We start from the raw sequence: 12,932 nt of genomic DNA, 5'->3' as shown, positions 1-12,932 counted from the left end.
CTACGGTGTGCCCGTGTCCACCGCGCAGATCTTCGTCGCCGGCGAGGCCCTGGTCGACCTCGTCGCCGACCCCGACGGCCGTTACCGGCCGATTCCCGGCGGTTCGCCTGCCAACGTCGCCGTGGGACTGGCCCGGCTCGATGCCCCGACGCAGCTGCTGGCCCGGCTCGGCGGCGGGGGGTTCGGGCAGATCGTCCGCGACCACCTCACGACCAACGGCGTCGGACTGGACCACGTCGTCGCCACGGACGACCTGACGACGCTCGCCGTCGTCTCGCTCGACGGCGAGGGCCGGGCCGCCTACGACTTCTACGCCGAGGGCACCGCCGACTGGGGCTGGCGGCCCGACGAGTTGCCCGCGACGCTGCCGCCCGGGACGTCTGCGCTGGTCACCGGATCGATCGCGGTGGCGCGCCAGCCCAGTGCGGCCGCCCTGGTGGAGCTGATCCGGCGGGAGCGCTCACGTGGTGAGGTCAGCGTGGTGCTCGACCCGAACCTACGCCCGTCGCTGCTCGGCCCGCGCGACACGGTGAGCCGGCAGTGGGACGAGCTGATCGCGCTGGCCGACGTGGTCAAGGTCAGCGACGAGGACCTGGCCTGGCTGACGCCCGGCCGACCGGCCGAGTCGGTCGCGGCGGAGTGGGCCCGGCGCGGGCCGGCGCTCGTCGTCGTCACGCGCGGATCCGCCGGCGCGATCGGTGTGACCAGCAGCGGGACCACCGTCGACGCGCCCACCCCGCAGGTCCAGGTGGCCGACACCGTCGGCGCCGGCGACGCGTTCACCGCCGGCCTGGTGGACTCGCTGCGGCTGGAGGGCCTGCTCGGCGGCGCGGCTCGCGAGCGGCTCAGCGCACTCACGGCGGCGCCGTTGCGGGCGGTCCTCGACCGGGCCGCGCTCGTCGCGGCCATGACCTGCGAGCGCCCCGGCGCCGACCCCCCGACCGCCGCCGCGCTCGCCACCCGCTCCCCTCGCTGACCAGGTCGGGCGGGTCGGGAACGATCAGGTGACAATTCGCGCCGGGAACCCGCGTCGAAGTCGTCTGATCGTTCCGTGTCCATATGCTGGAGACGATCAGACGGCCTGCCTCGCGCCGTCCCAGGTGCGAACGTCGCCTGATCGTCGCCACGAACTCGATCAGGCGACATATCAGCGATCAGGTGACAGCCCGCGACGCATCACGGCACCAGGTGAACTCCTTCCGCGGCATCAGGGACACGCGCAAGAACGCCTGATACACGGCCCTTACCCCGCCCACCGGACGGGGTAAGGGAACCACGCCGCGAATGCGCGTGAATGCCCGATGGGCCGGCCCATGCCTCAGGGCGACTCTCGTCTTAGACGAGACGAGCCCAGGAGGACACCGTGATGGACACGATCGAGAGCATCCAGGCCGAGGTCAACTACCGCCGCCGGGAGGTACGCCGCGCCGCACGCGTCATCCGGACCGGGCGCGGCGCCCCGGTGATGCCCGACGACGGACGTGGTGACGGTGAGCCGCTGCGACGTACCTGGTGGCGGTGGGCCGGCCTGATGCCATGACCCTGTCGGTGCCGTATGCGAGCATCGGTGTCGTGCCTCGGCTCGGTACCGGAGTCCCGTTCATCGCGCGCGACGCGGAGCTCGCTCAGCTGCGTGGTGCGCTGGAGCGCGCCCGGTCCGGCTCGCCCGGCGCGGTCCTGGTGTCCGGCGACGCCGGGGTCGGCAAGAGCCGGCTGCTGACGGAGTTCCTCGCCGAGGCCGCGGAGGGCGGCGCCCGGGTGCTCCTGGGCCGTTGCCTCGGTGTCGGCGAGGCCGGGCTGCCGTACCTGCCGTTCAAGGAAATCGTCGAGCAGCTACGTCTCGAACGTGACGACCTGGTCGCCGAGCGGCCGGCGCTGACCGGCCTCATCGGCCGCGGCCCCATCGTGTCGCCGGGCCCCGCCGACGAGACGAGCTTCGGCCAGCTCCAACTGTTCGACGCCATCCTCACCGTGCTCGCCGAGCTGGCCCAGGAGTCGCCGCTCGTGCTGGCGTTGGAGGACCTGCACTGGGCCGACCCGTCCAGCCGCGACCTGCTGTCGTTCCTGCTGTCCCGGCTGGCCGACCATCGGCTGCTCGTCATCGCCACCTACCGCTCCGACGATCTACACCGGCAGCACCCGTTGCGGCCGCTGCTCGCTGAGCTGGTGCGGTTGCCATCGGTCGAGCGGCTCGACCTCGCGCCGTTCACCACCGCCGACGCCTTGGCCTTCGTCGAGGTGCTGGCTGACGGCAGCATCGAACCGACTGCCCTCGCCGACGTCGCGGCCCGTTCGGAAGGCAACGCGTTCTTCGCCGAGGAGTTGGTCGCTGCCAGCACCTCCGGCGCCGGCGGCATCCCGACGGCGCTCGCCGACGTTCTGATGGCCCGGGTCGAGACGCTGAGCCCCGCCGCGCAGCGCGTCGTGGGCGCGGTCTCGGTCACCGGGCGACGGCACGTGGGCCACGGTGCGCTGCGCGCCGTCGTCGACCTGGACGACGACGAGCTGGACGCCGCCCTGCGCGAGGCGCTGCAGCATCACATCCTCGTCACCACCGACCGCGACGGCTACACGTTCCGGCATGCGCTGTTGCGTGAGGCGGTGTATGCCGACCTGCTCCCGGGCGAGCGGGTTCGGCTGCACGCCGCGTACGCCCGCCGAATCGTCGAGTTGGGGCAGGACGAGCTCGCGGCCGCCCTCGCCCATCACAGCCTGCGCAGCAACGACCTCCCTACCGCGCTGGCCGCGTCGGTGCGCGCCGCCGACGACGCCATGCGCATCGGTGCACTGGCCGCCGAACTGCGCCACGTCGAGCAGGCCCTGGAACTGTGGTCCGCCGTCGACGACCCGGAGTCCCGCGCCGGTGTCGACGAGCTCGCGCTCACCCGCAGGGCCGCCGACATCGCCACCGCCGCCGGTCACCCCGAGCGGGCGCTCGCATACGCGCAGGCCGCGGTCGCCGTCGCCGACCGCGGTTCCGAGCCGGCCACGCGCGCCGACACTCGCCGCCAACTCACCGAGTCGCTGCTGGCCAACGGCCGGTGGAACGAAGCCAGCCGCACCATCGGGGAGGCCTGGGAGCTCATCGCCGACGCGCCCCCGAGCGCGGTCAGCTCGTGGGTGCTCGCCTTGCAGGCACGCACCTCCTGGGTCGCGGACGACGACCTGTCGCGCGCCTTCGCCGAGCGAGCTGTCGAGGACGCGCGCAGCTCCGGCACGCCTGCCGCCGAGGCCGACGCCCTCATCTCCCTTGCCTTCACCGAGCTGCGCACCGGCGCCATCGAACCGGCCTGCGAGCAGTTCGAGGAGGCACGCCGCATCGCCCTGAGCGCGGATGCGCCACTCGTCGAGCAGCGCGCCGTGTTCAACCTCGTCACGACGCGGTACGAGCAGGGGTTGCTGGACCTCGCCGCCGAGATCGCCGACGACGCCGCCGTCCGTGCCGGCCAGCTGGGCCTGACGTGGAGCACCTACGGGCTGGAGCTGCGCTGGATGCGCGCCATGGTCCACTACGCGCGCGGCAGCTGGGACGACTCCATGGCGGCGGCCAGCCCACCGGGCGAGCAGGTCTCCGACACCATCACCGCGCTGCTGGCGGCCTCGGCCGCCATCATCAAGGTCGGCCGGGGCAGGTTCGAGGAGGCCGAGCGCGACCTCGTCCGGGTGCGGCCGGAGTGGCACCGCGACAGCCAGATCCCGCAGCTCGCAGGCATCGCCGGAGCCGAGATGGCGTGCTGGCAGGGCCGGCACGACCCCGCCGTCACGGTCGTCCAGGAGGCCCTGGAGTCGATGCGCAAGAGCTCCAGCAGTGGCTGGCCGCTCGGCGGCATCCGGCTGGCCGCGCTGGGCGTGGGTGCGCAGGCCGACGCAGCCCGGCAGGCCCGCGCCACCGGCGACGCGGATGCCGAGGCGCGCGCCGTCGCCGCCGGCACCCAGCTGGCCGAGTACGGCCTCACCACCGCCGAACGCGGCATGCCGCGCGCGGACACCCTGGGGCCGGAGGGCCTGGCGTGGCTGGCCAGGCTGCGCGCCGAGAAGGCCCGCCTCACCGGCTCCACCGACCCGCAGCCGTGGCGTGACGTCGTCGAAGCGTTCGGCTACGGCGAGGTCTACCACGTGGCGATGGCGCGGTGGCGATTGGCCGAGACGCTCATCGCCGCGGGCGATCGTGACGGCGCCGCCACCGAGCTGGCCGCAGCGCTGGACACGTCCGAGCAGCTCGGCGCGCTGCCGCTGGCCGACGCCGTCCGCGAGCTGGCCCGGCGAGCCAACGTCGCGCTGCCCGGCGTGGTGCGGCCGGTGGCCGGGCTGCTCACACCGCGTGAGGAGTCGGTGCTCGCCCTGGTGGCGCGCGGCTACACCAACCGCAAGGTCGGTGAGGAACTGTTCATCAGTGAGAAAACGGTCAGCGTGCACCTGTCGCGGGTCATGACGAAACTGGGCGCCGCCAGCCGCACCGAAGCCGTGTCCGTCGCCTACCAGCGCGGCCTGCTCACCGACCCCATCCCCAAATGATCACGTCCCGTTGGGGTGCTCCCGCCGCACCAGGAATGCTTGCCTGCCAAAGCGGGAGATCGCCTGCCGTTGGCCGCCTGGCCGCGTGCGACGGTTGCCCGGCTGGAGGGTTGCCGTTGGAAGACGCGCGTGTCGTCGGGGCACGGATACGGGCTGCGGCGGACCGATCACGCGGCTCGCGCCTTGGTACGCGATACCGCTCCCCGAACCGGGACAAACCGGACTCTCGAGCGATGAGTTCGCGTGCCAATGCGCCGATATCGCGTGCCAGGGTGCGCTGCGCGGCTCAGCTCGAGCGACTCCTTCCCAGGGCATGGGAGGACGCCTGCGGGAGTCCCCCGACCAGTCGGTCACCCCGCCCACATGCGTCGTCGCCGGGTCACGTAGCGGGCCGTCAGGTCACGTCACTCGCCTCGGAGGCCGTACCGGACGGTGAAAACGCCAGAGTCCGACCGCGTGGCGAGTGACGTGACACTCACACTGCCGCGTCGGACCGGCAGGCCAGGATGGCGTCGACCGTCTCCGCCAGCGTCATCGTCGACGTGTCCAGCCACAGCCCGATCCGTGGCGTTCCCTGACGCAACGCTCCGTCCAGGTCGGCCACCGTCCAGTCGCCGTAGCCCGTCTTGGCCCGGCCCGCCTCCCGCTCGGCGACGACCTCCGGCCGCGGTGCGAGGACGACGACGTGCAGCGGCCGGGTCTGTACGAGATCGACGTACCCGGCCAGCTCCGGGCCGAGCACGATGTCCTGGACGACGGCGGTGATGCCGGCCGCGGCGTACTGGTCGGCCACGCCCGCTGCGATGCGGTAGCGCAGCCGCCGCTGGGCCTCCCCCTCGACGTCGCCCGGCACCGGCTCGGCCCGCCCGGAGACGATGGCCTTCCGGAACGCGTCGCCGCGGACGTGCGCCGCCTTCGGCAACCGTTCGGCGAGGGCCTGCGCGACAGTGGACTTCCCGGCCGCCATGACGCCGGTGATCAGATACACGGTGGACACGGCGGGGCAGTATGGCAGCGGCCGGACGGCGGCGTCACCTGGTTTTCGCCGGCCCGCCGCTGGGCCTCCCCCAGGCGTTCTCCCGCTTCGGCAGGCAAGCATTCCTGGTGGGGCGGGAGCACCCCAACGTAACGTGATCATTCGGGACCGGGCGGGCCAACGTCCGGAGACCCGTCGGCGCGACATGGGACATCGTGACAGGGAGCACCGATGACCACGCCACCGAACATCGTCATGATCCTCTCCGACGACCACGCCGCCAACGCCATCTCCGCGTACGGCGGGTCGCTCATGCGCACGCCCAACATCGACCGCATCGCCGCCGACGGGATGCGGTTCGACGCCATGTACTGCACCAACGCGCTGTGCTCGCCGAGCCGGGCATCGATCCTCACCGGCACGTACAGCCACGTCACCGGCGTGCGTACGCTGAGCACGCACCTCGACGCGCGGCAGCCGTCGTTCCCCGCCATGTTGCGTGACGCCGGGTACCAGACCTGGCTGGTGGGCAAGTGGCACCTCGGCCACGGCGGCGTCCACGATCCGCAGGGCTTCGACGCCTGGGACATCCTGGAGGACCAGGGCGAGTACTGGAACCCCGAGCTGCTGAGCGCGGCCGGCCGGCGCACCGTCGAGGGCTACACCACCACGGTGCTGACGGACCTGGCGTTGCAACGGATCGCCGAGCGCGACCCGTCCCGCCCGTTCTGCCTTCTGTTGTGGCACAAGGCGCCGCACCGCAGCTGGGACCCGGACACCGTCCATGCCGGGCTGTTCGACGGCGTCGACCTGCCCGAGCCGCACACGCTCCTCGACGACTACGTGGGCCGTTCGCGTGCCGCCCGGGAGGCTCGGATGCGGATCGGCCGCGACCTCGGCGAACGCGACCTCAAGGCGCCTTTCCCGCCCGGCTTGACCGACGAGGACCGCACCCACTGGGCCTACCAGCGCTACATCAAGGACTACCTCCGCTGCGTCGCCTCGATCGATGACAACACCGGCCGGCTGCTCGACGCGCTGGACGGGCACGGGCTGACGGCGGACACCGTCGTCGTCTACTCCTCCGACCAGGGCTTCTTCCTCGGCGAGCACGGCTGGTACGACAAGCGGTTCATGTATGACGAGTCGCTGCGGATGCCGCTGCTGGTGCGCTACCCGCGCGAGGTCGCGCCCGGCACGTCGAGCGACGCCATCGCGCTGAACGTGGACGTCGCGCAGACGTTCCTGGACCTCGCCGGCGCGCCCGCGCACCCGCGGATGCAGGGCCGCAGCCTGCGCCCGCTGCTCGCCGGCACGCGGCCGGACGACTGGCGGAGCGCGATGTACTACCGGTACTGGGAACACCTCGACGGCATCCACCACGTGCCGGCCCACTACGGAGTCCGGACCGCGCGGCACAAGCTCGTGCACTACTACGGCGACGGCCTGGGCGTGCCGGGCGCGTCACCGGTGGCGTCGGAGCCGGAATGGGAGCTGTTCGACCTCGTCAGCGACCCGGCCGAACTGACGAACGTCTACACCGATCCGGCCTATGACGGCGTTCGGCGCGAGTTGTCCGCCCAGCTCGAACAGCTACAGCGGGAGGTGGGCGACGAACCCGTGGCCACACCCTCGTCAGGCTCCGGGCAAATGGCCTAAAGTGCGCCACTATGGTCGAGTCATCCACGCCCGACGCCACCACTGCCGTCCTCTCCCTGGTGGTCGACGCCGACCCCGACGACGTGTTCGCCATGTTCACCGAGCCGCGCCGGCTGGCCGGATGGTTCTGGCCGCCGTCGTTCGCCGCGATCTACGAGGCCAGCCCCCGCGCGGGCGGGCGCTTCTCCTTCCGGACCACCGGCCTGCAGGCGGGGCACAACATCGCCGTGCACGGGATCTACGGTGAGGTCCGGCGGCCGCGGACGCTGACCTTCATCTGGGCGTGGGACGGCGAAAGCGTGCCGGCCAGCCGGGTGCAGGTACGGCTGGAGCCCGCCGCGGACGGTGGCACCGAGTTGGTCCTTACCCACAGCGACAATCCCACCGAGGAGCAGCGCGACGATCACCTGAAGGGCTGGCACGAGTCCCTGTCCAGGCTGGCCGATCAACTCGTCGTCGGATAGCCTCGATCACATGCCAGGTCAGCGCTGGTTTAGCGGCCCCCGGTCGGCGAACGTCCGCCGCCCGGAGGGTGCGCACGCCTGACCCTTCGCGGACGACCGGCCGGGGGAGCCGCTTCAGCTTCCCGTTGCTTCCCGCGAAAGGCCTGGCCATGTCCACTTCTTCCACTGTCGAGGCAGCTCGGCCGCAGCCGCTGTCGCTGTCCGCGCTCGTCGCGGCGCTGTCCGTACGCGACCTCACCGATCCGGCGCAGGGCCCGCATGCCCTGCAGCTACTCGTCTCGGCCGCCTCATCGGCGGTGTCGGCGTGGGCAGGCGCGACGGCGCTCGTCTACCGGTCCCGCCCCATCGTGACCACCGAGGATAACTACGACCGCCTGGGCTACGAACCCGACGCCGTCTCCCGCGACGCCCGGTACACCCACTACGTCAGCGACACCACCATGCTGCGCAGCCACACGTCGGCGGGGGTACCGCCGGCGCTGCGCGCGCTGGTGTCACGCTCGCCTGCCTCGGTCGGTGAGGTGCTCCTGGTGTTGCCCGGCATCTGTCATCGACGCGACTCCATCGACCGCCTGCACACCGGCACGCCGCACCAGCTGGACCTGTGGCTGCTGCGTCACCGTGGCCGCCGGCTCGACCACGACGACCTGCACGGCCTGGTGACGACGGTGGTCAGCGCCGTGTTGCCCGGGTCGCACTGGCGGTGGACCGCGACGTCGCACCCGTACACCGTCGGCGGCCGGGAGGTCGAGGCCATCCACGCCGGCCGGCCGGTCGAGATCGCCGAATGCGGCCTGGTGGCGCCGGCTGTGCTCACAGCCGGCGGGCTGGACCCGTCGGCGTGGAGCGGCCTGGCCCTCGGCATGGGGCTGGACCGGGCGCTGATGCTGCGCAGCGGCATCCCGGACATCCGGCTGCTGCGCTCGGCCGACCCGCGGGTGGCCTCGCAGCTGCTCGACCTGACGCCGTACCGGCCGGTGTCGGACCTGCCACCGGCCCGCCGCGACATCTCGGTGGCCGTGCCGGCCGGGTCCGACGCCGAGGTGCTGGGCGACCGGGTCCGCTCCGCGCTCGGTGCGGACGCCGACCTGGTCGAGGAGGTCGCCGTGATGTCGACGACGCCGTACGCCTCGCTGCCCGCGGCGGCGCGCGAACGGCTGGGCATCCGGCCCGGCCAGGACAACGTGCTGCTGCGACTCGTGCTGCGGCCGGTCGATCGCACCCTCACCGGCGACGAGGCCAACGTCCTGCGCGACCGCGTCTACGCCGCCGTCCACGCCGGCCGCTGACAGGTGATCGGCAGGGGGTTGCTACCGCTGACCGGGTAGCAAACCCCTTATCGATCACCGGCTCACCAGCTCCCGCTCCGGCTCAGCCGACGACTCGCGCAGGCCGAACCGGGCGTGCAGGCGGCGCAGCGGGCCCGGCGCCCACCACGTCGCCCGTCCGCCCAGCCGCATTGCCGCCAGCAGCAGGGCGCCGCGGATCAGCGTCGCGTCGATGAGGACGGCGAGCGGCAGACCGACGCCGAACGCCTTCATCAGGGTGATGTCGGAGACCAGGAACGCCAGGAACACCAGAGAGATCAGCACCGCCGCCGCGGTCACGATGCGCCCGACCCGTTCCAGTCCGAGCGCGACCGCCGCGGTCGGGGACGCGCCGCGCTCGTACTCCTCGCGGATCCGCGACAGCATGAACACCTGGTAGTCCATCGCCAGCCCGAACGCCAGCGCGAACAGCATGACCGGCACCGTCGAGATGGTGAAACCGGTGACGGTGAAGCCGAACAGATCCGCCAGGTTGCCGTCCTGAAAGATCCACACCATCGCGCCGAACGTCGCGGTCAGGCTCAGCGTGCTCAGCACCAGCGCCAGGAACGGCAGCACCACGCTCCCGGTCAGCAGGAACAGCAGGACGACCATCGCCAGCCCTACCGCGCCGAGTGCGAGCGGCAGCCGGTCCAGGAGCGCCGCGTCGGCGTCTTCGGCCATCGCCGCGGTGCCGCCGACCAGCGTCTCGAACGGCGCATCGAGCTCGCGGACGTCGCCGACCAGTTCCTGGGTCCGGTCGGTGGTCCCCGGATCGGGCACCACCGAGAGGTAGACGGAATCGGCAGCCGCGAACGACTGGTGCTGGGGCCCGGCCGGCACCACTTGGGCGCCGTCGGCATAACTGCCGGTGACGGTGTCGACGCGGGCCACGTAGTCCAGCGCGGACAGCGACGCCGCATAGTCGCCGACGACGTCGGCACCGGCGCCGCCGCCGGTCGGCGCGACCACCTGCAGCGCGTCCTGTTCGCCGGAGCCGAACTCGGCCCGGATCGTGCTGGCGACCTGCCGGGCCTGCGACGATTCCGGCATGACCCGCTCGTCCAGGTAGCCCAGCTTCATGCCGAGGAACGGAGTGCCCAGAAGCAGCAGGACGGCGGTCACGACGGTGGCGATCGGCAGCGGCCGGCGCATGACGACCACGGCCAGCCGGTGCCAGAAGCCCTCCTCTGCCGAACCCTCGCGTCGGCGCCGGCGAAACCGCGTCGCACCCACCCGGCGGCCCAGCACCGCGAACAGCGCCGGCAGCACCAGCAGTGAGGCGGCCGCGGCGAGCAGCGCGGTCACCACGCCGGCGTAGCCGATTGAGCGGATCGCCGGCAGTGGGAACAGCGTCAGCGTCGCCAGCGAGATGCACACCGTCAGCGAGGCGAACACCACGGTGCGACCGGCCGAGGTCATCGTCGCGCGGATCGCGTCCGGCACCTCGCGGCCGGCGGCCAGCTCCTCGCGGTACCGGTTGACCATGAGGAGGCTGTAGTCGATGGCCAGTCCGAGCCCGGCCAGGGTGACCACGTTCGCGGCGAACACCGACAGCTCGGTCACCTCCGCGAGCGCCCACAGCGCCCCCATGCCCAGGAGCGAGGTGACCGCGGCGACCGTGAGCGGCAGCAGCGCGGCGAGCACACCGCCGAACACGAGCACCAGCGCCACCAGCGTGACCGGGAAGATGATCAGTTCGCCGGTGATGACGTCCTTCTCGCTCTGCTCGGTCAGCTCGTGGGAGAAGGCCGCGTAGCCGCCGACCTGGACGTCGACGCCGTCGGCGAGCGGCCCGGCGTAGGTGTCGGCGAGCTCACCGACGCGCTCGTTGACCTCGTTGTCGTCGCCGGTGATGGTGGCCAGCACGAGGGCCCGTTCGCCGTCGTCGTCGCGCAGCTGCGGCGCCTGCCCGGCGGTCCAGTAGGAGACGACGTCGCGGACCTGTGGCTCGCCGGCCAGCTGCTCGGCCAGGCCGGCTCCGGCGGCCGCGGCGGCCGGGTCGTCGACCCCGTCGGCGGCGGTGACCAGCAGCGCCAGGTTCGGCGGCGACTGCCCGAAGGTCTCCTCGACCAGGTCCGCGGCCTGCCCGGATTCCGCGCCCGGGTCGGCGAAGCCGCCCGCCGACAGTTTGCCGAACAGCGACATGCTCGCGGTGCCGCCGATCAGCGCCAGCAACAGAGCGGCGACCAATACCACCCGTCGCCGCCGCGTCGCCAGACCCGACAATCGTCCCATCATGCTCGTTCACCTCATCGTCGCGAGATCGCCGATCCGATCCGGATCCGATTCCGCACACGAGACCCACCAGGCCGCCATGACGTGACATGGGCGGGGTGAACGCGACACAGGTCACATGGACGCGGGCCGGACCAGTGGGAGGAACACCTCGTCGAGGATCTCCTCGATGACCCCGTCGGCGACCGTGCCGTACAGCATCAGCTCGCCGCGGAGCAGGTCCAGCGGCAGCCGGAGCCGGCGCTGGGTGAGGCGCTCTGGGTCCACCTCACCACGCCGGATCCCCCGCTCGACGATGGCCACCAACGGCCCCTCCCGAGTCTGGCCGGCCGCGATGGAGCTGACCTGCTCACGCAGCTCGGGGTCGCGCGCGGCGTCGGCCAGCAGGCCCCACAGGGCGTCGAGGTTCGCCGCCCCCGGGCCGCGGAGAATCGACCGCAGCAATTCGAGCAGGTCCGAGCGCAGACTGCCGGTGTCAGGCACCTCGTCCACAGACGGCGCCTGATGCAGCAGCGCGGCGATGACCAGCTCGGCCCGGCCCTGCCAGCGCCGGTAGAGGACCGCCTTGCTGGTGCGGGCCCGGTCCGCGACGGCACCGATGGTGAGCCCGGAGTACCCGGTCTCGGCGAGTTCGGCCCAGACGGCGTCGAAGATGGCCGCCTCCAGCACCTCGCCACGGCGGCGGACCGCGGGTGCCGTCATCACCCACCCCCTAAGAGACGTTGCGTTTCTTATCGGAGTACTCTACCGTCCCAAATAAGATACTCATCGTTTCTTACCTGGAGGTTCGATGCCCGAGTCGACCCGGGCCGGCTGGCGGCAGGTCGCCGCCGTCGTCGGCGGACTGGCCGTGTTGATGACGGTGCTGCTGTCCGCGTTCGCCCTGCCACCCCTGAATTCCGGCCCGCACGACATCCCTCTCGCCGTGGTGGGCACGCCGGCCGCCACCCAGGACGTCACCGACCGGCTCGACGCCGCCCAGCCGGGCGCGTACGCCGTCACCGCGGCCGGCGACGCCGAGCACGCCCGCGAGCTGATCCTGGACCGGGAGGTCTACGGCGCTCTCGTCCTCGAGGACGCCGAGCCGCGGCTGCTGGTGGCGAGCGCCGCCAGCTCGGCCGTCGCCACCCAGCTACGCGCCCTTGCCGACCGGCTCGGCGACGAGCAGGGCGTCGAGGTGGCGGTCGACGATCTCCGGCCGTTCCCCGCCGACGACCCCACCGGCGCCGGGCTGTCCGCCGGCGCGCTCCCGCTCGCGCTGGGCGGCTGGATCGCCGCGGTCGTGCTGCTCATGACGATCCGCGGTCCGTGGCAGCAGGCGGCGGGCGCGTTCGGGTTCGCCGTCGTCGGTGGCCTGACGCTGACCGCCGTCCTGCGGTTCGGCTTCGGCACCTTCGACGCGAACTACTGGACGACGGCGGCAGCCGCGGCACTCGGCATCTCGGCGGCGGCCTGGGCGATCCTCGGCCTGCGCACGGCACTCGGCAACCCCGGGATCGCCGTCGGCGCCATCGCCCTCATCCTCCTCGGCAACCCGTTGTCCGGCCTGGCCAGCGCACCGGAACTGCTACCGGCCGGCTGGGGCACGCTCGGGCAGCTCCTGCCGCCCGGCGCCACCGGCAGCCTGCTGCGCTCGACGGCCTACTTCGACGGCGCCGGCGCGACGACACCGGCGCTGGTGCTGACGTGCTGGCTCGCCGGGGGCCTGCTGCTGTTCGCGCTCGGCGTGCGACGGGCCAGGCCTGCGGCGGACAATTCTCCATGATCGTCGGC

10 protein-coding genes are annotated in these 12,932 nt (G+C 72.4%); 7 read left to right on the top strand and 3 right to left on the bottom strand.

Annotated elements, in window-relative coordinates:
* The first annotated feature begins 13 nt into the window (after positions 1-13).
* The 3 genes from JIAGA_RS0115675 (at position 14) to JIAGA_RS0115665 (ending at position 4,515) form a co-directional block, all read left to right on the top strand.
* Positions 14-976, top strand: a complete 963-nt coding sequence (locus JIAGA_RS0115675; protein ID WP_026876397.1) for a carbohydrate kinase family protein — start codon at positions 14-16, stop codon at positions 974-976.
* A 387-nt stretch (positions 977-1,363) separates the two neighbouring features.
* Positions 1,364-1,540 (top strand): hypothetical protein, encoded by a 177-nt coding sequence (locus tag JIAGA_RS34615; protein WP_157553215.1) that lies wholly within the window; start codon positions 1,364-1,366, stop codon positions 1,538-1,540.
* Positions 1,537-4,515, top strand: a complete 2,979-nt coding sequence (locus JIAGA_RS0115665; RefSeq protein WP_211239678.1) for a helix-turn-helix transcriptional regulator — start codon at positions 1,537-1,539, stop codon at positions 4,513-4,515. Before JIAGA_RS34615 ends, JIAGA_RS0115665 begins: the two co-directional genes overlap by 4 nt.
* Before the next feature lie 475 nt (positions 4,516-4,990).
* Here JIAGA_RS0115665 and JIAGA_RS0115660 read toward each other — a convergent pair whose 3' ends face one another.
* A complete protein-coding gene (locus JIAGA_RS0115660; protein WP_035814425.1) occupies positions 4,991-5,482 on the bottom strand; it encodes an AAA family ATPase in 492 nt (163 codons plus the stop codon).
* A gap of 240 nt (positions 5,483-5,722) precedes the next feature.
* On the opposite strand from JIAGA_RS0115660, the gene JIAGA_RS0115655 reads away from it, so the two are divergent.
* From JIAGA_RS0115655 to srmL, 3 genes are all read left to right on the top strand, one after another.
* A complete protein-coding gene (locus JIAGA_RS0115655; protein ID WP_026876394.1) occupies positions 5,723-7,150 on the top strand; it encodes a sulfatase family protein in 1,428 nt (475 codons plus the stop codon).
* Between the two features lie 11 nt (positions 7,151-7,161).
* The gene (locus JIAGA_RS0115650) at positions 7,162-7,614 is read left to right on the top strand and encodes an SRPBCC family protein (protein ID WP_026876393.1); all 453 of its coding nucleotides are present in this window, start codon (positions 7,162-7,164) and stop codon (positions 7,612-7,614) included.
* A gap of 149 nt (positions 7,615-7,763) precedes the next feature.
* Positions 7,764-8,903 carry a PheS-related mystery ligase SrmL gene (srmL, locus tag JIAGA_RS0115645; RefSeq protein ID WP_084470339.1) on the top strand — a complete coding sequence of 380 codons (1,140 nt, stop codon included), beginning with the start codon at positions 7,764-7,766 and terminating at the stop codon, positions 8,901-8,903.
* 54 nt (positions 8,904-8,957) lie between these two features.
* Here the strand turns inward: srmL and JIAGA_RS30110 are convergent, their stop codons facing one another.
* Entirely contained in the window at positions 8,958-11,162 is a 2,205-nt protein-coding gene (locus JIAGA_RS30110; protein WP_035812586.1) for an MMPL family transporter, read from the bottom strand.
* 111 nt (positions 11,163-11,273) lie between these two features.
* Positions 11,274-11,861 carry a TetR/AcrR family transcriptional regulator gene (locus tag JIAGA_RS0115635; RefSeq protein ID WP_026876391.1) on the bottom strand — a complete coding sequence of 196 codons (588 nt, stop codon included), beginning with the start codon at positions 11,859-11,861 and terminating at the stop codon, positions 11,274-11,276.
* A gap of 88 nt (positions 11,862-11,949) precedes the next feature.
* Between JIAGA_RS0115635 and JIAGA_RS0115630 the strand changes: the two genes are divergently transcribed.
* Complete coding sequence (locus JIAGA_RS0115630) at positions 11,950-12,924, top strand: hypothetical protein (protein WP_026876390.1); 975 nt, start codon at positions 11,950-11,952, stop codon at positions 12,922-12,924.
* Positions 12,925-12,932 lie beyond the last annotated feature (8 nt).

It is taken from the genome of Jiangella gansuensis DSM 44835 (genome assembly GCF_000515395.1).
Lineage (GTDB): Bacteria > Actinomycetota > Actinomycetes > Jiangellales > Jiangellaceae > Jiangella > Jiangella gansuensis.
The sequence above is the reverse complement of the archived record's forward strand: the minus strand, read 5'-3'. Positions and strand labels throughout refer to the sequence as shown.